The 22,422-nt window shown below is 64.4% G+C and carries 16 protein-coding genes; 10 read left to right on the forward strand and 6 right to left on the reverse strand.

The window, feature by feature from the left end; genetic code table 11:
- Positions 1–595: 595 nt before the first annotated feature.
- Positions 596–1,621 (forward strand): zinc-binding alcohol dehydrogenase family protein, encoded by a 1,026-nt coding sequence (locus tag XalbCFBP2523_RS09160; RefSeq protein ID WP_045765274.1) that lies wholly within the window; start codon positions 596–598, stop codon positions 1,619–1,621.
- Between the two features lie 184 nt (positions 1,622–1,805).
- On the forward strand, positions 1,806–3,851 hold the full coding sequence (locus XalbCFBP2523_RS09165) for an NADPH-dependent 2,4-dienoyl-CoA reductase (protein WP_045765273.1): 2,046 nt from the start codon (positions 1,806–1,808) through the stop codon (positions 3,849–3,851).
- A 90-nt stretch (positions 3,852–3,941) separates the two neighbouring features.
- Here the strand turns inward: XalbCFBP2523_RS09165 and XalbCFBP2523_RS09170 are convergent, their stop codons facing one another.
- Positions 3,942–5,063, reverse strand: a complete 1,122-nt coding sequence (locus XalbCFBP2523_RS09170) for an ROK family protein (RefSeq protein WP_045765272.1) — start codon at positions 5,061–5,063, stop codon at positions 3,942–3,944.
- A gap of 113 nt (positions 5,064–5,176) precedes the next feature.
- Here XalbCFBP2523_RS09170 and XalbCFBP2523_RS09175 point away from each other — a divergent pair, with 113 nt between their 5' ends.
- From XalbCFBP2523_RS09175 to XalbCFBP2523_RS09200, 6 genes are all read left to right on the forward strand, one after another.
- Positions 5,177–7,675 (forward strand): TonB-dependent receptor, encoded by a 2,499-nt coding sequence (locus tag XalbCFBP2523_RS09175; protein ID WP_045765271.1) that lies wholly within the window; start codon positions 5,177–5,179, stop codon positions 7,673–7,675.
- 2 nt (positions 7,676–7,677) lie between these two features.
- Positions 7,678–8,595, forward strand: coding sequence for a glycerophosphodiester phosphodiesterase family protein (locus XalbCFBP2523_RS09180; RefSeq protein WP_230599019.1), 918 nt, complete (start codon positions 7,678–7,680; stop codon positions 8,593–8,595).
- 555 nt (positions 8,596–9,150) lie between these two features.
- A complete protein-coding gene (locus XalbCFBP2523_RS09185; RefSeq protein ID WP_045765270.1) occupies positions 9,151–10,302 on the forward strand; it encodes a glycerophosphodiester phosphodiesterase family protein in 1,152 nt (383 codons plus the stop codon).
- A 95-nt stretch (positions 10,303–10,397) separates the two neighbouring features.
- The gene (locus tag XalbCFBP2523_RS09190) at positions 10,398–11,882 is read left to right on the forward strand and encodes a hypothetical protein (protein WP_196296852.1); all 1,485 of its coding nucleotides are present in this window, start codon (positions 10,398–10,400) and stop codon (positions 11,880–11,882) included.
- A gap of 300 nt (positions 11,883–12,182) precedes the next feature.
- Complete coding sequence (locus tag XalbCFBP2523_RS09195) at positions 12,183–12,644, forward strand: cell wall hydrolase (protein WP_012915089.1); 462 nt, start codon at positions 12,183–12,185, stop codon at positions 12,642–12,644.
- A gap of 127 nt (positions 12,645–12,771) precedes the next feature.
- Positions 12,772–13,380: a glutathione S-transferase N-terminal domain-containing protein gene (locus XalbCFBP2523_RS09200; protein ID WP_045765269.1), complete on the forward strand. Its 609-nt coding sequence runs from the start codon at positions 12,772–12,774 to the stop codon at positions 13,378–13,380.
- Between the two features lie 229 nt (positions 13,381–13,609).
- Here XalbCFBP2523_RS09200 and XalbCFBP2523_RS09205 read toward each other — a convergent pair whose 3' ends face one another.
- From XalbCFBP2523_RS09205 to XalbCFBP2523_RS09220, 4 genes are all read right to left on the reverse strand, one after another.
- Entirely contained in the window at positions 13,610–16,108 is a 2,499-nt protein-coding gene (locus tag XalbCFBP2523_RS09205) for a S9 family peptidase (protein WP_045765268.1), read from the reverse strand.
- A 153-nt stretch (positions 16,109–16,261) separates the two neighbouring features.
- On the reverse strand, positions 16,262–17,248 hold the full coding sequence (locus XalbCFBP2523_RS09210; RefSeq protein WP_012915086.1) for a malate dehydrogenase: 987 nt from the start codon (positions 17,246–17,248) through the stop codon (positions 16,262–16,264).
- Positions 17,249–17,261: 13 nt separating this feature from the next.
- Positions 17,262–17,681: a hypothetical protein gene (locus XalbCFBP2523_RS09215; RefSeq protein WP_045765267.1), complete on the reverse strand. Its 420-nt coding sequence runs from the start codon at positions 17,679–17,681 to the stop codon at positions 17,262–17,264.
- A gap of 88 nt (positions 17,682–17,769) precedes the next feature.
- Entirely contained in the window at positions 17,770–18,264 is a 495-nt protein-coding gene (locus XalbCFBP2523_RS09220) for a peptidylprolyl isomerase (protein ID WP_012915085.1), read from the reverse strand.
- 204 nt (positions 18,265–18,468) lie between these two features.
- On the opposite strand from XalbCFBP2523_RS09220, the gene typA reads away from it, so the two are divergent.
- Both typA and XalbCFBP2523_RS09230 read left to right on the forward strand, forming a co-directional pair.
- The gene (gene typA, locus XalbCFBP2523_RS09225) at positions 18,469–20,298 is read left to right on the forward strand and encodes a translational GTPase TypA (RefSeq protein WP_045765266.1); all 1,830 of its coding nucleotides are present in this window, start codon (positions 18,469–18,471) and stop codon (positions 20,296–20,298) included.
- 13 nt (positions 20,299–20,311) lie between these two features.
- Positions 20,312–20,794: a DUF2127 domain-containing protein gene (locus XalbCFBP2523_RS09230; protein WP_012915083.1), complete on the forward strand. Its 483-nt coding sequence runs from the start codon at positions 20,312–20,314 to the stop codon at positions 20,792–20,794.
- A 202-nt stretch (positions 20,795–20,996) separates the two neighbouring features.
- Here XalbCFBP2523_RS09230 and XalbCFBP2523_RS09235 read toward each other — a convergent pair whose 3' ends face one another.
- Positions 20,997–22,394 (reverse strand): class II 3-deoxy-7-phosphoheptulonate synthase, encoded by a 1,398-nt coding sequence (locus XalbCFBP2523_RS09235; protein WP_045761704.1) that lies wholly within the window; start codon positions 22,392–22,394, stop codon positions 20,997–20,999.
- Between the last annotated feature and the right edge of the window lie 28 nt (positions 22,395–22,422).

Raw genomic sequence — 22,422 nt, forward strand, 5'->3', positions numbered from 1 at the left:
TCTCATCACATCCAGACGGCCGTTTCCTCATGCCATCGCCGGGCACATTATGCTCGGCATAGTGAAGATGGCGTTAACGAGCGCATAACATGTGGACGTCGACGCCACCTGCTGCATGGCACCGGATACACCCTATACAGCTTGATGAAATCATGCAACGCAACTTTCACATTTGCGTTTGCCCTGGTAGACAGCAGCCTGCACAACGATGCAGATCCCATTCTGGACCGCGCCACAGCAGTGGCCTGGCCAGCTCGGTCTTCGACGGAAGCGGCAATAGGGCCGTCAGCGCGACTGGTCGTGGGCAGGCGCCCCCTTTGCACTGCAATGCGGCCGATGATCGCGAGGAGCCGGTGTCGCACCGGTTGGAGGCCTGATCTTGGGCGCAAGCACGGCTCAACAGTTGAGGCAAAATCTACACCAGTCAGTCGGCCCCTCCCGTCAACCAGCCCACATGCAGCGATCAGAGACGACCAGCCCCGTGTGTCCGTGGTGGCGTCGGTTTCCTAGCTTGCGTCTCCACGCGCACTCTGCGACCACTCCGAACCATGGCATCGCCTCCTTTCCCCAATTCTCCAATACCCAGGAGTCATCAATGAAAGCGGTCGCTCTCACCCGATACCTGCCGATCGACGATCCGCAGTCACTGCAAGACATGGACCTGCCCATGCCACCACCCCCTACCGGCTTCGACCTGCTGATCCGGGTGGAGGCGGTGTCGGTCAACCCGGTAGACACGAAGGTGCGCGCACCCAAAGCGTCGCTGGAAACCCAGCCGAAGGTACTGGGCTACGATGCTGCCGGTGTGGTCGAAGCAGTCGGCCCCCATGCGGAAGGTTTCGAACCCGGCGACGAGGTGTACTACGCTGGCGACATCACCCGCGCCGGCAGCAATGCGCAGTACCAGTTGGTCGATGCGCGCATCGTCGCGCGCAAGCCGGCTACGTTGGATTTCGCCCAGGCCGCGGCACTGCCGCTGACCACGCTGACCGTCTGGGAACTGCTGTTCCAACGCATGCCGTTCGACTTCGACGACGCACGCAACCGCGGCCTGTGCCTGCTAGTGATCGGCGGCGCTGGCGGAGTCGGCTCGATCGCGATCCAGTTGGCGCGGCACGCCGGCTTCGACGTGATCGCCACCGCCTCGCGCCCCCAGACACGCGACTGGTGCCTGCAACTAGGCGCACACCACGTGATCGACCATCGCCAACCGCTTGCACCGCAGTTGCAGGCGCTGGGTATCGCGCAGGTGGACGCGGCGCTGAACCTGGCCGACACCGACCGCTATTGGCAGATACTGGGCGAACTGATCGCGCCACAAGGCCACGTCGGGCTGATTGTCGAGCCGACCGGACCGCTGCACATCGGCGATCCGTACAAAGCCAAGTGCATCGGCATCCACTGGGAAATGATGTTCGCGCGCCCGCGCTTCCGCACTGCCGATATGATCGAACAACATCGCATCCTGGCGCGTACAGCCAGTCTGGTCGACGCCGGCGCGTTGCGCACCACACTGACCGAGACGCTGACCCCAATCAACGCGGCCAACTTGCGCCAGGCGCACCGGCGTCTGGAATCGGGCAGCACCATCGGCAAACTGGCACTGGCCGGCTGGGGGTGAACTAGAGCAGCCCGGTAGGCGCGGCGGTGGCAGCAGCAGGGAACCGTCGCGGTCGATGATCCGGCTCTACGCATAGGGGCTGCCGGCAGACACAGCGCCGCCGCGCCATCCGCCTTGCCTAGCCCCCTTGCCGCGGCGAGGGTTTCGAGGCACCCTGCGCACCATACGCAAGCGTATCTCCGCCATGTCATCGACCTCCGGTCAGCCCAACTCCCCCGCCGCCTATCCGCATCTGTTCGCCCCGCTCGATCTGGGCTTCACGCAGTTGCGCAACCGGGTGCTGATGGGTTCGATGCATACCGGCCTGGAGGACCGGGCCCGCGACTTCCCCAAGCTGGCCGCCTACTTCGCCGAACGCGCCGCCGGCGGTGTCGGGCTGATCGTCACCGGCGGTTTCGCACCGAACATCGTCGGCTGGCTGAAGCCCTTTGGCGGCAAGCTGTCCTGGTCCTGGGAGGTGCGTCCGCATCGGCAGGTAACGACTGCGGTGCATGCGCACGGGGCCAAGATTTGCCTGCAATTGCTGCATGCTGGGCGCTACGCCTATCACCCGCTGTCGGTGGCGCCATCGAGACTGAAGGCGCCGATCACGCCATTCACTCCCCGCGCCCTGTCCGCACGCGGGGTCGAGCGCCAGATCGACGCCTATGCGCACGCAGCGCGGCTGGCGCGCGAAGCCGGCTACGACGGCGTCGAAGTGATGGGCTCGGAAGGCTATCTGATCAACGCATTCCTCGCACCGCGCGGCAACCGTCGCCACGATGCCTGGGGCGGCGACGCGGCCCGGCGCATGCGCTTCGCGGTGGACATCGTGCGCCGCATCCGCGCCGCCTGCGGACCGGACTTCATCATCATCTACCGACTGTCGCTGGTGGACCTGGTCGAGGACGGCAGCGATTGGCAGGAGATCGTGTCGCAAGCCAAGGCCATTGAAGCGGCTGGCGCGACGCTGATCAACTCCGGTATCGGCTGGCACGAGGCACGCATACCGACCATCGCCACCTCCGTGCCGCGCGCCGCCTTCGCCGCGGCCACGGCCAAGCTCAAGCCGCACCTGCGGGTGCCGCTGATCGCGACCAACCGCATCAATATGCCCGACGTGGCCGAACGCATCCTCGCCAGCGGCGGCGCCGATATGGTCTCGCTGGCGCGTCCATTGCTGGCCGACCCGGAATGGGTCAACAAGGCGCGGCATGGTCAGGCGCAGGCGATCAACACCTGCATCGCCTGCAACCAGGCTTGCCTGGATCACGTGTTCGAGAACAAGACCGCCAGTTGCCTGGTCAATCCGCGCGCGGCCGCCGAAACCGAACTGAACTACGTGCCGACACGCACGCCCAAGCGCATCGCCGTGGTCGGCGCTGGCCCGGCCGGCCTGGCCTGTGCCACCGTGGCCGCCGAGCGCGGGCACCGCGTCACCCTGTTCGACAGCGCCGCCGAGATCGGCGGCCAGTTCAACCTGGCCAAGCGGATCCCCGGCAAGGAAGAATTCCATGAGACCCTGCGTTACTTCCGCCACAAACTGGACACCACCGAGGTAGAACTGCGTCTGCATACCACCGCCGATGCCGCGCGGTTGGCTGGCTTCGACGACGTGGTACTGGCCACCGGCATCGTGCCGCGCAAGGTGGATTTCCCCGGCGCCGACCATCCCAATGTGGTGGGCTATCTGGATGTGCTGCTGGGACGGGTGCAGGTGGCAGACAACGTCGCGATCATCGGGGCCGGCGGCATCGGTTTCGATGTCGGCGCATTCCTCGTGCATGCCGGTGCATCGACTGCACTGGACCCATCACGCTGGATGGCCGAATGGGGCGTGGATCCGCACTTCGAGGGACGCGGCGCACTGTGCCAGCCGCGCCCGGAACCGCCGGTGCGCAAGGTGTGGCTGTTGCAACGCAGCCCAGGCCGTCCCGGTGCGCGGCTGAGCAAGACCACTGGCTGGATCCATCGCGCCGCATTGAAGGCCAAGGGCGTGACCATGCTCGGTGGGGTCGAGTATCTGAGCATGGACGACACCGGCCTGCGGATCCGGGTGAACGGCACCGAACAGCTGCTGCCGGTCGGCACCGTCGTGGTCTGCGCCGGCCAGGAGCCGCGCCGCGAGCTGCAGACACCGCTGCTAGCCGCCGGATGCACCCCGCACCTGATCGGCGGCGCCGACCTTGCAACGGAACTGGACGCCAAGCGCGCCATCGCCCAGGGCAGTTGGTTGGCGGCGCGCCTGTAGGCACGCACCTGTCGCAATGGCCGTGAGGCCTGTTGCTATGCCGGACGATGGCGGCGGCCCTATTGATGCAGGGCGCGCCGGGCCAGCTACTCAAGCAAAAAAGGCACGCTGCAGTGGCATCAGTGCCGCGCCCAGGGTGACCGCATCGCCGACCGTGCGCGCAATGCACACCTGCGGCAGCGGTGGCGACAGACCATGCCGATTGGGTGCGCGCGGGATGCGGATGCGCTCGATCAGGCGCGTGCCAATCGCCGCCGGTAGCCGTCCTCCAATGACGATGGCCTGCGGATCCAAGGTATAGGCGAGATAAGCGCACAGTTGCGCGAACGGCGCCTCGGCCATGTCCAGCCAGGCGTCCACGCCCGGCGTATGCGCATCGATCGCGCCCAGCATCTGCTCCACCCCGATGTAGTCCTGACCCGCCGCGCGCACCAGCGCCAACAACGCGTCCAGGTTCGGATAGGCCATGCCGCCAACAGTCCAGATGCCACCGAACTCGCCGGCATTGCCGCGATGACCACGGAACAGACGGCCATCAGCGATGATCCCGCCACCAAAACCGTTCGTCAGGTGCAGATAGACGAAATCGCGGCAGTCCCGGCCGACCCCGTACAGGCTCTCGGCCACCGCCGCCGCCGCGCCATCGTTCTCGACGATGACCGCGTAACCCAACGCCTCTTCCAGAATGGGGGCCAGTTCCACCTGGGTCCAATCCTCCAGGGTCGGCGGTCCGACCATCTGCTGGCCCCGCCCGGTGAAGAATGCCGAAATCGCCATGCCCGCACCGACGATCCGCCTCGGGTCCACCCCGGTCTCGGCCAGAAGTTCCGCGCGGAACCGCAGCAAGTGCGCCAGCACCGATCCGCGACGCATGTCCGCCAGAGCGATCCGCCGTTGGCTGCGCACGCCACCAGCGAAATCGACCAGCGCCAGCGCCACCACGTCGCCCATCAGGCCGATGCCGAACGCGTAGGCGTAATCCGGCGCCAGACGCACGTCCACGCTGGGATTGCCGGGCCCGCCAGCAACGCGGGGGCTGAGCAGGACCATGCGCTCCTGGACGAAGCCCTGCAGCAGGCGCGCCACAGTGGGCTGCGACAAATCCAGCTCCCGGCTCAACGCCGCTTGCGTCTGCACCCCGGTCTTGAACACACGATTGAGCAACTGGCGGCCGCCAGCGCTGACGCGCGGCGGGAAATCGGGATGCAGCATGGACAGACCAGACAGAACGGCGCGTGCGCGAATCGAACCACGCTAGCATGTCGACATACAATTTTAATACATGGTAAATAGTATTACCCCCATATATATCCAATGGGGGTTTCATGCGTTCCACTCTTCTGCACCCGAGCCTGCTGGCCCTGGCGCTCGCATCCATTCTTTCCGCCGCTCCTGCCGTGCATGCCGAAGTGTCGGCGGCACCACCAACCGACAGCACCACCACACTGGACCAGATCGTGGTCACCGGTACGCCGCAAGGCCAGTCGCAGAAAGACGCGCCGTTCGCGATCAGCGTGCTGTCCAAGGAGCGACTGGACCGCAGCACGCCGGCCAGCAGCGTGGACATGCTGCGCGCGGTGCCCGGCTTCTCGGCCGAACCCTCTGGTGGGCAGGGGGGTGGGCAGAACCTGTACGTGCGCGGCCTGCCTGCCGGTGGCTGGTATTACGTGCAATACCAAGAAGACGGCATGACCCTGTTCGACGAGCCACAGGAAAGCTTCTTCAACGTCGACACGCTGTTCGCGCTGGACATGATGACCGAGCGCCTGGAAGTAGTCCGCGGCGGCACCTCGCCGCTGTTCGCGACCAACGCACCGGGCGGCACGGTCAACGCCATCACCCGCCACGGTACCGCCACGCCCGAAGGCGCGGTGCGCATGACCGTCGGCAGCGACGGCCTGCGCCGCGAGGATGCCTACAGCTCCGGCCCACTCAGCGAGAACGTGCTGTACAGCATCGGCGGCTACCACCGCAGCGACGACGGCCTGCGCCGCACCGGCTACACCGCCGACCAGGGCGGCCAGTTGCGCGGCAACCTAACCTTCTTGATGGACGATGCGGTCCTCGACGTCGATGCCAAATACCTCAACGACCACACCGCGTTCTATAACCCGATCCCGCTCGCCGACCCACGCAACCCCTCGCAGTCGCTGTCCACCCTAATCGATCCGCTGGACGGCACCCTGCTGTCGAACGACCTACGCCACACCACCGCGCTGACCTTCAACGGCAACAACACCCTGGCACGCAACCTAGATCTGGCAGACGGCATCCATAACAAGGTCAAACAACTCGGCACGCACCTGGAGTGGAACCTGACCGATAGCGTGACGTTGAATAACCGGATGCGCTTCGTCGATGCGCAAGTGGACTACACCTCACTGTTTTCCGGTGCGGCACCTTACGATGCGAACGCCTATCTGGGCACCCAACTCGGTCGCGCGCGCAACGGCTTCGGCAATCGCGTCGCCCAGGCCGGCTATGTGCTCGACCGCAACGATGCCCCCTACGATCCCGCCACAGCCGACGGTCTGGTGCTGGAAAGCGGACTGTGGAACGCACGCACCCATCTGCGCACGCTGTCCGACGATCTGCGCTTGAGCAAAGCGTTCGACGAGTCGGCACTGGGCAAGCACACCCTCACTGCCGGCATCAACGTACAGCACTTCGAGTACGCCCAGGACCGGCTCCAGAATATCGTGCTCACCACATTGCAGAACAACGCACAGCGGCTGGATGTGCTGGCCTACGACGCGGCGGGCAACGTGGTCGGCTCGGTCACCCAGAACGGCTTCGTGCGCTACGGCAACGGCGTCACCCGCGGCTTCGCCAACGGCACCTACCTGTCGCCGTACCTGTGGGACTCGGTCCGCCTTGGCCGCCTCGGCCTGGATGCCGGCGTGCGCTACACCCGCTACAACGCCGGCGGCGGCGTATACGCCAATACCACCCGTAACCTGGGCGATCCGACCACCTTGGCTGATGACAATGTCGGTGGCCTCAGCGGTGCGTTCAACGCGCGCACAGACCACCGCCATGCCACGCAGTGGACGCTCGGCGCCGAATTCGCGCTGACCCCGCAATTGCAAACGTTCGCACGTTATACCGAATCGCAACGCCTGCCACGGCTGCAGAACGTCTATCAGACTCAAAACGCGGCAGTTACCGACATCGACCAGGCCGAGGCCGGCCTGCGCGGCAGTTTCGGCGATACCTTCTCGTTCTCGACAGTGGGCTTCTGGAGCCGCTTCAACGCGCTGTCGATCAGCGCGATCGTGCTCAACGATGCAGGCGCGGTACAGAACCTGGCCCTGGTCGGCAAGACCCGCACCGTCGGTCTGGAATCGGAGTTCACCTGGCGTCCGTTACCCCTGTTCGGCATCACCGGGTCGGTCACGCTACAAGACCCGCAGACCCGCGGCCTGAGCAATGCCACCACCGGCATCAGCTACGGCAATTTGGACGGCAAGCAGATCTCGCGTATTCCCAAGTTCATGGCCTCGCTCAGCCCGACGCTGTACTTCGACATCGCCGGTCGTCCACTGCAAGTGTCTGCCACCGCGTACCGCATGGGCCAACGCTACGTCGACTACACCAATGCCACCGCCCTGCCCGCCTACACCACCTACGACCTGGGCGTGTTCGCGCAGCTGAGCGACCATCTGGAACTGCAACTGCACGCGGCCAACGTCGGTAACGACCTCGGCCTGACCGAAGGCAACGCACGCGTGGACACGCTGTCCGGACAAGGCACCGCCGATGCGATCTACGCGCGACCGATCTTCGGCCGCAACTACAACGCTTCAGTGACCTGGAGATGGTGAACATGCACTATCGAAAACTCCTGATGAGCGCGGCGATTTCGCTACCGATGATGGCCCTCGCAGCGACGCCGAGCCTGTCCGATCGCCTGCGCGATCCACATGGCGAAGCTTTGGTGGTGTCGCACCGCGCGTGCTGGAAGTTCGCCTCGGAGAACACGCTGGACGGCATCGCCGCGTGCATCGCGCATGGCGTGGACATGGTCGAGATCGATGTCCGCACCACCCGCGACGGCGCACTGGTGCTGATGCACGACGAGACCGTGGACCGCACCACCGACGGCCACGGCGCGATAGCCGACCTGGACGCGGCACAGATTGCCGCGCTGCACGTGCGCAGCCAGGGCGGCGGTAGCGCCAGCACCCTGACCGAACGGCATCCACCGACGCTGACCCAGGCGCTGGCACTGGCGCACGGACACGTACTGGTGAACCTGGACGTCAAAGCCGCGTCGCTGGACCAGATCATGGATGAAGTCGAGGCCGCAGGAGCGCAGCGCGATGTGTTGTTGAACGTGCCGCTGGACGTACCAGAGGCCGTCCTGCAACGCGCACACAAAGCCGACATCGCGGTGCAGGCGCTGTACTCGCAGCGCGACTCGGCATTGTCGCCACAGCAGGCGTTGCGCCATGCCTCGGCACTGCGACCAGCAGTGGTACAGCTGATGTTCGACGACCCCTCAGTGCTGGGCATCGCTCAGCGCGAACTGGCGCAACACGCGCGTCTGTTCGTCAACACGATGACCAGCGACATCGCCAGCGGTCGGCCAATGCGCTTGTCGGCCCACTACACCGACCAAGGCGCGCTGCGCGATCCGGCCAGCGTCTGGGGTGCACTGCGCAACTACGGTGTCAGCATGATCCAGACCGACGAAGTCCTGGCACTCCAACACTACCTGCACGCAACAGACACCACACGGTAGTCAATCGGCCCACATCCTGGCGATGCCCGTGTAGCACTCACGCACGGCGCTGCCAGGAATTGGGCACTATTACCACAGCAAACACCGCGCCGCTGCAACCTGCGGCAATGCCGGCGATTCCATCCTGTTGGACATCGCCCGACGCGAACTTGCGCAACGTACGCGCCTGTAAATCAACACGCTGGCAATGACATCGCCAACGGCAGGCCAACGCATATGTCTACACACGACACCTGCCAGCGCGCGCTGCCCGATACCGGCAACGTGTTGAACACACTGCGCGCGCATCGCGCATGCGTGGCGCATATATGATCCAAACGACGAACGGTGCGCCAACTGCGCCTAACTGACACGTAACTGTCGTCAGCATCTGCCCCAATACTGACGACACCGCGCGATAGCCGCGCACAACGTCTTATCAGACGGGTGGCATGCAACACCAGGACGAGACTCGTCGCTTCGAACAATCCGCCGCAAACGATGACGCACGAACAATTGCGGCGGCGTTGTGCTTGTTTCACTTCATTCCATCAACCCATGAACGGAAGAGAATCCATGAAACTGCAAAGAAAGTTCTTGAAAACTCTCAGCTTGGCGCTAGTCTGCGCGGCGCTGTCCGGTGTCGCCTCGGCGGCGAACAATTGGAATCCGCAGCACATCCTCAACACGATGAAGGACCCCTATATCGGCAACACAGTCAACGTCGCCGTGATCTCGCATCGCGGCATGATCGGCAGGGGCTGCCCGGAGAACTCCGTCTGCTCGATCATCAATACCTACAGGCACGACGTCGAAGCGATCGAACTGGACATCAAGCAGGCCGCCGACGGCCAACTCTGGCTGTTCCACGATCAGAATGCCGGTCGCGTGATCGATCACAATCCAAACTTCAATATCTTCCAGCCGCCAACCAATCCAGCCGGCTGGGATCCTGACATCCGCACCATGACCACCGCAGACTTGGACAACTCGTTCCTGCGCGACAGATTTTTCGTCAGGACCCGCTACCGCCCGGCGACGCTGGCCGTCGCGTTGAACACCGTGTACAGCAACGCCAATCACATGGTGGTGGTGCTTGACCTGAAGACCTTGGACGCGGTTTCGCGCGCGGCAGACATCGTCCTTAACTACAGGATGGAGAATCAGGTGGTGCTGAAGTTCAGCGCCTCGCTATTGGCGAAAAATCCCGACGACATCAAGCTCTACACCAAAGGCGTGCCGTTCGCGCCGACCATCTACGCTCCCGACATGGATAAGCTCGCCGACAATTACAACGGCCTATGCGGCGGGCTCGGAACTCCCGATACTCCTTTGTGCCGCGTCGAAGCCTGGATTACCGAAGCGAGAAACAGCAACGTCGGCTTCGCCTGGCTGGAAATCGGCAACAAGCAGCCGCGCCGTGGCGACCCGACCGCCGAAATGCTAGCGGATCAACAGTCACTAAAACGCGCGCTCGGCGCGTTCTCGCCGGTGCCGGAATACCGCTTCCGCAACCACGATGGTCGGCACTACGTTCGCAGCAACGGCACCTGCTGCGCGTCGCTGAACGACTACCTGTCGACCACCAAGTACTTCGGCAATGAGATCGCGGACGACCGGCCCAACTTCCGGGCGCAGGCAGCCGCCGGCTTCACCAGCATCATCACCGACGATCCGCTCAGCGTGATCAACTCCGACGTGCATCGCTACCCCTCACTGTACGACTGACCGTTGCATGGTCGCGTCGGGGAGCGTCGCTTCCCGACACTGCACGGCGCGCCCGCGCCGTGCAGCCATCCTATTCCTTACAGGAGCATCCCCCGATGCGTTCCGTTCTCCGTCCCCGTTATCTGGTGCTGACGCTGCTGATTGCTGGCGTCAGCGTGCCGTTGCTGCAACGCGCGGCAACCGCACGCAGCACGCAGAGCACAGCCGCAACACGTCAGCGCACCAGCGCCGAAAAAATGCAGATACCCACGCCAGCACCCGTATCGTCCGACGCCAGCGGCAGCGTGCCCGGGCCTGCGGCGCGCGACGTCCTCGCCGCGGCGCAAGCACTGCCAGCCGACTTCCAGGCCGACGTGCTGCTGCGCATCGCCGCGTCACCAGATATACCACTAAACGCCAGCGACAACCGCGCTGCGGCCGTACAGCGGCTGACACAACAAGCCTCGACCCTGGCCGAACGCGCGCAACGGCGTCTGCCCGGCTTGGCCAGCGTCGGCTACATCAGGGAAGAGCACGCCGATGAACTGCACGCACCGTTTACCGCTGGTCTGGACCGCTTGTCGCTGCAAACGCGAGCAGCACAACTGGCACCGCCCGCGCAACCAGAAGCGCTGTTCGTCGCCCTGCCAACACCACAGGCCGGTAGCTGCGATGCGCCCTACCTGGACGATCCCAGTCCGACCTATGCGCTGGCCAGCGCATTACTACCGGCGCAGGCCGCGGCGCGCGCGGCAGCACTGGCCAAGCGCGTGGACGCAGCGCAACACGAAACCGACGTGGCTCCAGCACTGAAGATGGTCCTCGCAAGCGCGGTACTGGAGAAAGCCGGACAAGCGCAACTCGCCGACAATCTGGCGCGCATGTTCGACCGCATTCGCAACGACGATCCAGGCTTCACCGCCACCGAACTGAGCATCGCCGGCGACGTACCGCTGCTGCTGCAACAACTGCAAGACCCAGCATTGCGCGAGCGACTGCAGCGTGCCTACCGTGGCTATGTTGCGGCACATCTGGCGCAGACCCGTTGCCCGACCAGCGTGCAGGGCAACCACTGGATGCTGGAGCAACTCTACGTCGCCGAACTGCCCGACGAGCGCATCGTGGACGCACCGCCGGCCGCCGCGCCGTCGCTCGACGATCAAGCGGTCTCGCTGATCCGCCAGGCAGGCCACAACATCCGCACGCAACTACTGGATCCCTCTGTCCACGGGAACGATGCCGATGTGGAAAAGGCATCGATGGAATTCCTCGACCAGCTCGACCACGGCGTACTTCAGCAAACTGCGAGCAACGACGATAGCGGTCGCGTGCAGCGCGCGCGCCTGCGCGAGTTACTGCGCTATCTCGAGTACGCGCCCGCCAGCGCCGCGCGCGACCGTGGCATGGGCATTCTCGCGCCGCTACTGTCGGGCCCTTACTACGCGCGCGACCACGACAGCTGGTTCGGCGACCTGCGCATGGTCGCCGACCAACTGCAGCGCTGGCCGGATCGCGATCAGCGGCTCGCGCAACTGGTCGAACACGCCGATCCAGTGGTCAAGGTGTACGCCATGCTGATGCAACGTCGGCAATTTCCCTGAGCCCATCGCGCCGCATCGTGGCGCTAACGCCCACCGCCGCCCGGCGCGGCGGCGGCTTCGCTCCAGAAAACCCAACTCCTGTCAAGCACCAAAGTTCAGTTGCGATTGGGGAGCTGCCCCCTATTGTGCGCGCCACTTCCGATCCGCCCGCTGTGGCGGATCCGCCGGACTTCGAATACTTCGAATGACGCCGGCACCCGGGCGGCCCGTGACAGGCCGCCTCCCCATGACGCCAAGTCATCGCTCTTGCTGTGCCAACCGGCGCAGCAATGCGACGACCCATACGGAGCAAGGAGTAATATGAAACTGGCCTGGATTCTCTGGCTGTCGCAATTGTTACCGCAAACTGCCGCCGACTCGTTGTGCCTGAGTACCACCGTGTATCTGGAAGCGCGTGATCAGACCTTGCGCGGGCAGCAAGCCGTCGCCGAAGTCGCGCTGCGCCGCTTGGACAGTGGCCTATGGGGCGATTCGATGTGCCAGGTGGTGACTGCACGCAAGCAGTTCGCGCCGACGCTGGTGAAGCCAGGCACCGAACTAAAGAACACCGACGCCTGGGCCGACGCGGTCAAGATCGCTTTCGCCGCAGAGCGCAACTGGGCACTGCCGCAAGGCCAGCGCAAGGAAATCGTGCCCGGCGCCAGCCATTTCGCCGCGAATGCGATTGCTAGCCCGAGTTGGCGCAATGCCTATCAGGTCGCGACCATCGGCGACCATACGTTCTACCGCGTTCAAAAGTTACGACGGCGCAACGCGTCCTAGTCTTCAGCATGGTTACACGCCGTAGATCGCAGGTTCTGCGTCCTGACAGGATGTGCTTGCGGCCATCGCCAAGTACCCCGCGCTGCGGGTAGGCTCTTGCCTCCCGATAACTTTGCGGAGTTCTGCAATGAAACTGTATGCCAAGCCCGGTGCCTGTTCGCTGGCCGATCACATCGTCCTGCGCTGGGCGGGATTGCCGTTCGAACTGCAACTGCTCGATGCCGCCGCGATGAAGGCACCCGCCTATCTGGCCATCAATCCCGCAGGTGCGGTGCCGGCGCTGCAGATGGACGACTGGGTGCTCACCCAGAATTCGGCGATCCTCAACTACATCGCCGATTTAGCTCCCGACGCACACTTGGCCGGCGACGGCAGCCCGCGCGGACGCGCCGAAGTGCAACGCTGGCTGGCTTTCCTCAATACCGATCTGCATATGGCCTTCCCTCCTCTGTTCGGTAGCACGCGTTACCTGGACGACCCGGCAGCGATCGCACGTACTCAGGAGCATGCGCGCGAGCGCGTGCGCACGCTGTACGCGCGCGTGGACGCGGCACTGGAGCAAAAAACCTGGCTGGGCAGCATGCGGCGCTCGATTGCCGACGCCTACCTGTTCGTCACCATGCGTTGGGCGCGTGCGCAGCAGATTCCGCTCGGCGCCAACCTGCAACTGCATTTCGAGCGTATGTCCGCCGATCCGCAGGTGCAGGCTGCACTGCAAGCCGAAGGCCTGAGCTGAGCCCACGGCCCGGCGACGCCGCTGCGCATCAGCCGTCCAGCGCGCGGCGGATCTTCTCCAGCGCGGCAGGGTCGTATCGTGTCAGGGTCAGGAACAAGCGCGCGGTGCGCGGGCAGAGGCGGGTGGATTGCGTTGTCGCACACGTGAATCAGGCCACCGACAAGCCAGTGCGGGAACGAAACGGTACCGGGCGGCGCAACAACACCGCCCGTCCTGTGCAGATGGATGATTACTTGGCCTTGACCGCCGCCGCACGCGGCGGCGCATGCTTCACGTAACGGTCGAACCACGCCAGCATTTCCGCCACCACGTCCTCGTTCGACTCGCGCGCGGTGTACCAGTGCGGCTCGAACGGCAACAGCACCAGCCGCGCGGTACCGCCGTTGCCGCGGATCGCCTGGAACAGGCGTGGCGCCTGGGTGGTCTCGGTACCGGGGTTCGCATCGTCCATGCCATGCACGATCAACAGCGGCTCATCGATCTTGTCGGCATGGAAAAATGCCGAGGCCTGCGCATAGACCTGCGGCGCGGCCCAGAACGAACGGCGCTCGTTCTGGAAACCGAACGGCGTCAGAGTCTTGTTGTAGCTGCCGCTGGTGGCCACGCCGGCACGGAACAGATCGGTATGCGCCAGCAGATTGACCGTCATCAGCGCACCATGGCTGTGGCCGGTCACCCCGATCCGGTCGCGGTCCACCACTCCCAGCGCCACCGCCTTGTCCACCGCTGCCTGGGCGTTTTCCACCAATTGCTGCAGATAAGTGTCATAGGCGTTCTTGGGGTCGCCGACGATCGGGAACGCGGCATCGTCGATGATCGCGTAACCAGCCAGCAACAACAGTTGGTAGGAATGCAGGCGGGTGAAATCGCGCGCCTCGGCACCACTGACCTGGCCAGCCTTGGAGGCATCGGCGTAGTCCAGCGGATAGGCATATAGGATCGCCGGCACCCGCGTGCCCTCTTTGTAGCCGGGCGGCGTATACAGAGTGAAGGACAGTTCCACGCCATCTTTGCGGGTATACGTCACCAATCGCTTCTTGATCTGCCGTACCAACGGCGTGGGGTCGGGGAAATGGGTGACGGGCACGAGGCGGGAGGCGTACGCCATCTCGCCCACCGCCGCAGTCGGTTGCGCCTGACCCAGCGTGCGCAGATATACATTCGGCGGATCCACCGGCGACTGCCGCCAGGTCAGCAGTCGAGTGGTGTCGTCACCGGCAAAGCCGGCGAATATCTCGTCCACGTTCGCATCGCTGCGGAACAGACGCTGGGTCTTGCCGGTCGCCAGGTCGTAGCGGTCCAGGAATGGGCGATCACCGGACGGCGTGGCACCATTGCCGCTCAAAAACAGGGCGCCGTGGTCTTCGTGCAACACCGGCTCGCCGTTGGCCAACAGACGCATGACCGGGCTACCGGGATCGGCGTACAGATCGTCTGTGGACAGGTCGAACAACACACGCCCGGGGCTGCCGGGATGGTCGGCATCCAGCAGCGTGGTGCGGCGCCAGTGGCGGTTCTGATCGTATTCGTCCAGCAGCGCCTGCCCGCCCTGCGCGAACCAGCTCAAACCGGCATAGCGCTGGGTCACACGCACCCATTCGCGTGGCTTGCCGGTGAACGGTGCCGCCAGGGTCAACAGCTTGTCGCGCGCTGGGACATTGGCCTTCCAGTCGCCGCCATCCAGGGCCTCGGCCCAGATCAGGGTGGCCGGCTGGTTGGCACGCCAGGAATAAGCGCGCGGCCCGGTCGGTACGCCTTGCACCGGCACCCGATCGGCCACCGGCAATTGCGCCAGCACCCGCTCACTGCCGTCGCTTAGGTCCAGGACCGCCACGTCGTGGGCAAAACGGCCATAGGTGGTGACGTAGGAGTAGGGCCGCTGCAGGCGCGCCACGAGGACGTGGCGACCGTCCGGCGCGCCATCGACCGCCGAATACAACGCCGGCACAGCGACCTTGCGCTGACGCCCGCTGGCCACATCGACGGTCATCAATTGCGAGGTGGCGTAATAGGTGAACTGTGCTTCGTCCTCGGGACTGGAGAGCGTGTCGCGCGCCTCGTAGGTGCTGCTCTCGCCCTTGCCACGGATCGTCTCCTTCACCTCCGGCCCCGGCGGCACCATCGCCTTGACCGGCGCCGGCCCCAGATCCTGCGGCACCGTCAGCACCAGCAACGTCTGGCTGCCACCGAGCCACTGGATCTCGCCACCCAGCACTGGATTGAGCTGCACGCCGTCGATGCGATGCACCGCGCCGGTGGCAACCTCGCCCACCCACAGTTCGACACGATCAGCGGCGGTGTTGTTGAAAGCGAAGCGGCGGCCATCCGGCGACCACACCGGTTGCGCCGGGCAGGCACCGGCAGGCAAGTTGACCGCGGTCTGGCGACCAGTGGCCACGTCGACCAGACTAAAGCCATCCAAGCATGCGCGGATCCCGTAGCCACTGGACATGTCGTGACGACTGTGGGTACGCGGCTCCACGCGTACCCCGGCCAGTTTGAGATACGGCTCGGCAACGCGGGCGATCGGCGGATACGCCTGGCGCTGTACGAGCAACAGCGTCGTGCCGGTCGGGTCCAACCGCGGCGAGGGATTGAGCGGCGCGCGCATCACGCTCAACAGCGGCTCGGGCGGTTGTCGATAGCCGCCATCGGCGGCATGGGCGACGACGGCAGGCAACGCACTGGCAAGCGCCAACACACCGATCCAACGCAACGGCATGAGCATGATCCGATTCCCCTCAGAAATGGCGCCGGCAACGTAGCACATCAATTCGCAACCGCGATACGCACCAACGACATCCCCGCGCTGCACGTTGTCCCAAAACGCGCAACGCCGGGCAATGCCCGGCGTTCAGTGCCACCACCATCGCGACAGCGATCAGCCCAACAGGTGGGCCACGCCGCTGCGCTCTTCTTCCAGCTCGGCCAGCGTCTTGTCGATGTAGGTGCGACTGAATGCATCGATCGGCAGATCCTTGACCAAGGTGTACTCGCCATTGACGGTGGTGACCGGGAAGCCAAACATCACCCCTTCCGGGATGCCATAAGACCCATCGGACGGCACCCCCATGGTCACCCACTTGCCGTGGCTGCCCAGCACCCAATCGCGCACATGATCGATGGCAGCATTGGCCGCCGAGGCCGCCGAGGACGAGCCGCGTGCTTCGATGATCGCCGCGCCGCGCTTGCCCACGGTGGGGATGAAGGTCCCAGCATTCCATTCTTGATCGTTGATCGCCTCCGCAATCGAAGCGCCGTCGGCGGTGGCGAAACGGTAGTCCGGGTACATGGTTGGACTATGGTTGCCCCACACCACCAGCTTCTCGATGCCACCGACCGGCTTGCCGAGCTTGGCCGAGAGTTGGCTCAACGCGCGGTTGTGGTCCAGGCGCAGCATGGCGGTGAAGTTCTTCGGATTCAGATCGGGGGCCGACTTCATGGCGATGTAGGCGTTGGTGTTGGCCGGGTTGCCGACCACCAGCACCTTGACGTTGCGCTTGGCGACCTTGTTCAGCGCGGCGCCCTGCGCGGTGAATATCTTCGCGTTCTCCAGCAACAGATCCTTTCGCTCCATGCCCGGACCACGCGGACGCGCGCCCACCAGCAGGGCGATGTCGGCATCCTTGAACGCAACTTCGGCGTCATCGGTACCGACCATGCCGGCCAACAGCGGGAACGCGCAATCTTCCAGCTCCATCATCACGCCCTTCAGCGCGGCCTGGGCCTTCTCCATCGGCAATTCGAGCAACTGCAAGATCACCGGCTGGTCCTTACCGAGCATTTCACCGGAAGCAATGCGGAACAACAGGGCATAGCCGATTTGGCCGGCAGCGCCGGTCACGGCAACACGGACGGGTGCTTTCATGTGGGGTCCTCTGCTAAGAAAGTAATAGTGATGGGGTCAGGGGAGATAGGAGCACGAGACGCGGGTAACGCAACGACGACAGCCGCAGGCTCAGGGCCGCGACGGCACCATCTTCGACCGTGTGCTGAGCGACCTCTGTGATCGGTACGCCTTCGCGGCCGAGCGCAGCGAGGATGCGGCGCCCGACCTCATATTCCATGCCTGGGTTCGCGTGACGGACCTGAGCGCGCGTGCGCGCCGTCTGCTGGCAGCGGCAATCCCCGCACCAGTGGGCTGCAAACATGCCGATGCCGGCGACGCTTGTCAGTTGATGATATGTCTCGACAACCACCGGCACTGGCGCCTGCGGGGCCGACGTACCATCCGCCCCGGAGTGCGCACCATTGCCGATAGACAGCAGCGACAAGCACAACACTAAGGGACGCATCGTCATCGGCAGTAGGGGGCGGGTCAACCGATAAATGGTAACACGCAGGCCCGATGCGACCGGCCACAGAGCCGGCCGCGCGGGCCGCGACGGATCAGGCGCTGAGCAGGCGGTTCCACTCGGCAACACGATCGGCCTTGGCCGCCAGCACCGCCTCGGCATCGCCTTCAATGGTGATCGTGTTGATCACGTCGCCCTGGGCGACGCTGTCCACCACTTCCAGACCCTCAAGCACCTTACCGAACACGGTGTGCTTACCATCCAGCCACGGAGTGGCGACATGGGTGATGAAGAACTGGCTGCCGTTGGTGCTGGGACCAGCGTTGGCCATCGACAACACGCCACGCTCGTGACGCACACCGTTGTCGGTCTCGTCCTCGAAACGGTAGCCAGGGCCGCCGCGACCGGAACCCTCCGGGCAACCGCCCTGGATCATGAAGTCGGCGATCACGCGATGGAAATTCAGCCCGTTGTAGAAGCCGCGCTTGGCGAGGTTGACGAAGTTAGCCACGGTCAGCGGCGCCTTGTCGGGATACAACTCGATCTTGATCGTGCCGCGGGCGGTGTCGAAATGGGCAATCAGAGACATGGGGTTCCTTTTAGGAAACGGGGACGTCATGAAGGAGGCATAGGATACACGCAGTCCGTTAGGGCTCTGCCCCGCGGGTGCGACCGCCGCGCGAACGCACCCGCCCGGCCCACCGCCGCAGCGCACCGGCAGCCGCGACGGGATGCAGGTATACTAGCCAACTTCCTCTCCTCCCTATTCTGGCGCCGGCTGGCCCCCTTCCGCATGTCCATCGAAAATCTCCGCAATATCGCCATCGTCGCCCACGTCGACCACGGCAAGACCACCCTCGTCGACTGCCTGCTGAAACAGTCCGGCACCCTGTCCGAGCGCACGGTGCTCGCCGAGCGGGTGATGGACAGCAACGACCAGGAAAAGGAACGCGGCATTACCATCCTGGCCAAGAACACCGCCATCACCTGGCGTGGCAATCGCATCAACATCGTCGACACTCCGGGACACGCCGACTTCGGCGGCGAGGTAGAACGCGTGCTGTCGATGGTGGACACGGTGCTGATCCTGGTCGATGCGATGGACGGGCCAATGCCACAGACCCGCTTCGTGACCCAAAAAGCATTCGCGATGGGCTTCAAGCCCATCGTAGTGGTCAACAAGATCGACCGCCCCGGCGCACGCCCGGACTGGGTGATCGACCAGGTGTTCGACCTGTTCGACAAGCTCGGCGCGACCAACGAGCAGTTGGACTTCCCAATCGTCTATACCTCGGCACTGAACGGTTATGCCGGCCTGGAAGACAGCGTGCGCGACGGCGACATGACCCCTCTGTACGAAGCGATCATGCGCCATGCGCCCAAGCCGGAAGTGGACCCGGACGGCCCGTTCCAGATGCGCATCAGCCAATTGGATTACAACAATTTCGTCGGCGTGATCGGCATCGGCCGCATTCAGCGCGGCGTGCTGAAGAAAAACATGCCGGTGGCGGTGATCGACCGCGAAGGCAAAAAGCGCCAGGGCAAGGTGCTGCAGGTGCTGGGCTTCCTGGGCCTGGAGCGCATCGAACAAGACAGCGCGCAAGCCGGCGACATCGTCGCCATCTCCGGCATCCAGGAGCTGACCATCTCCGACACCGTGTGCGCGCTCGATACCCCAGAAGCGCTGCCGCCGCTAACCGTGGACGAGCCGACCATCTCGATGACCTTCCAGGTCAATAATTCGCCATTCGCCGGCAACAAGGATCTGTCCGGTGGCAAGTTCCTCACCAGCCGCCAGCTCAAGGACCGTCTGGAACGCGAAACCGTGCACAACGTAGCACTGAAGGTGCAACAGCTCGAAGACGCCGATAAATTCCTGGTGTCCGGTCGTGGCGAACTGCATCTGTCGGTGCTGATCGAGAACATGCGCCGCGAAGGATTCGAACTGGCGGTGTCGCGCCCGGAAGTCATCATCAAGGAGATCGATGGCAAGCTGATGGAGCCGGTCGAACAGTTGGTGGTCGATATCGAAGAACAGCACCAGGGCGGTGTGATGGAGAAGCTGGGTATCCGCAAGGGCCAGCTGAAGAATATGGAGCCCGACGGCAAGGGCCGCGTGCGCCTGGATTACATGATTCCGGCGCGCGGCCTGATCGGCTTCCAGAACGAGTTCCGCACCCTAACCCAGGGCTCGGGCCTGTTGTTCCACGTGTTCGACCATTACGGCCCGAAGGAACAGGGCGCAATCGCCAAGCGCCAGAACGGTGTGATGATCGCCAACGCCCCCGGCGCCACTCCCGCCTACGCGCTGGGACCGCTGGAAGAACGCGGCCGCCTGTTCGCTGCCGAAGGCGACAACGTGTACGAAGGCCAGCTGGTCGGCATCCACTCCAAAGACAACGACCTGACGGTCAACGCGATCAAAACCAAACCGCTGACCAACATGCGCGCCTCGGGCAAAGACGACGCGATCAAACTGACGCCGGCGATCAAGTACACATTGGAACAGGCGCTGGACTTCATCGAAGACGACGAACTGGTCGAAGTCACGCCAAAGGAGATCCGCCTACGCAAGAAGCACCTGACCGAGAACGAGCGCAAGCGCGCCGGTCGCGCTGGCTGACCACCCCGCTCCCATGGCCGCCAATAAAGCGTACAACCCGGATCCACACGCGCACCCGGGCCTGCACGTGATCGCACTGCTGGAGGCCGGCAAAGGTCTGCTCGCGGTACTCGCGGCCACGGGGCTGGAACTACTGGGCCCACTCCCCCTGCGCGCGGGGGTGGACCGGCTGATCGTGCGCTTCAGCTTGGACCCGGAGCACGGCGCACTGCCGTCGCTGCTGAACATGATCAGCCCCGGCGCGGTGCATCTGGCCGCCGCCGGCATGCTCGCCTACGGCGCGCTGCACATCATCGAAGCCTGGGGTCTGTGGCGCGCCAAGGCCTGGGCCTCCTTGTTGGGCTGCATCTCCGCCGCCATCTACCTGCCGTTCGACGTCTACGCAATCGTGCGGCATCCCGGCTGGGCCTCGTGGGCGGTGCTTGCGATCAACCTCGCTGTGGTCGGCATCCTGGCGCGCGATCTGGTCCGGCGGCGGCGGCGCCCCACGACATGATCCCCAGCGCCGCGCCGGCGCCTGGTCTGGTGTATCGCCGAAATGCGCTACATGGCATGGGCGATGCACGCATCTGCGGGCGAAGGCTCCGCCTGCTCCACAGCACACCAGTCAAACATCGCTGTACCACGCTCAGATCCACGCTGCGGCGCAAAGCCTGAGATGAATCGCGTGGCGCGCTTGCCGTGCCACTGCGTCACTGTCAGACCGACAGCGACGGCATGCTACGTCCGTTCTGCTTGCGTACGATCGCCAGCGCGATCTCCAGCGACTGCTCGTAGTTCAGGCGCGGGTCCACGCTGGAGCGGTACGCACGCTCCAGGTCGCGCTCGGTCAGTTCGCGTGCGCCGCCGATGCACTCGGTGACATCTTCGCCGGTCAGTTCCAGGTGCACGCCCCCCAGACGGGTTCCCGCCGCGGCATGGATGTCGAACGACTGTTCCACCTCGTCCAGCACGTTCTGATAGCGCCGGGTCTTGTAGCCGTTACTGGTGCTTTCGGTATTGCCGTGCATCGCATCGCATACCCACAGCACGCGGCGTCCATCGCGACGGACCGCCTCCAGCAGTGACGGCAGCTTTTCGGCGATCTGCGCCGCGCCCATGCGATGGATGAAGGTCAGCCGGCCCGGCTCGTCCTCCGGGTTGAGCACGTCGATCAGGCGCAGCAACTGATCCGGCTGCGCCGACGGACCAACCTTGATCGCGATCGGATTGCGGATGCCACGAAAATACTCCACATGCGCGCCATCCAGCGCCGCGGTGCGCATGCCGATCCAGGGATAATGCGTACTCAGGTTGAACCAACCCCATTGCCGCGGCACTTCGCGGGTCAAAGCCTCTTCGTAGGGCAGCAGCAACGCCTCGTGCGAGGTGTAGAAATCAACCCGGTTGAGGTTGTACAGCTGCGCACCGGACAGCGTCTCCATGAAACGCACCGCATCGCCAATCGAGGCCACCATCTTTTGGTACTCATCGGCCAGCGGCGAGCAACCGACCCAACTCAGGTTCCAGTACTCGGGATGGTGCAGGTCGGCGAAACCGCCATCGATGAGCGCACGCACGAAGTTCATCGTCATCGCCGAGCGCGAGTGCGCGGTGATCATGCGTCGCGGATCCGGCACGCGCGCCTGCGCGGTGAACTCCGGTGCATTGACCACATCGCCGCGGTAACTGGGCAAGCTCACGCCATCGCGGGTCTCCGTGTCGGCCGAACGTGGCTTGGCGTACTGACCAGCGTAACGACCCACACGCACCACCGGCAGACGCAGACCGTGCACCAGCACCAGACTCATCTGCAACAGCACCTTGAGCCGGTTGGAGATGGTACTGGACTCGCAGTCGCTGAAGTTCTCCGCGCAATCGCCCCCCTGCAGCAGGAAGCGCTTGCCTTCCTGCGCCTCGGCCAACTGCTTCTTCAACGAGAAGATCTCCCACGACGTGACCAGCGGCGGCAATTCGCGCAGTTCCCCGAGCGTCTCCTCCAGTGCCTGCGGGTCCGGATAGACCGGCATCTGCAGCGCAGGCTTGCCACGCCAACTCACGGGTGACCAGGGCGATGTGACGGATTCGGACAAGGCGGCGGAGGCGGACAGCGTCATGAAAAGGCTCCTTGGAAGCATATGATGT

Source organism: Xanthomonas albilineans, from assembly GCF_002939705.1.
Classification (GTDB): Bacteria; Pseudomonadota; Gammaproteobacteria; order Xanthomonadales; family Xanthomonadaceae; genus Xanthomonas_A; species Xanthomonas_A albilineans.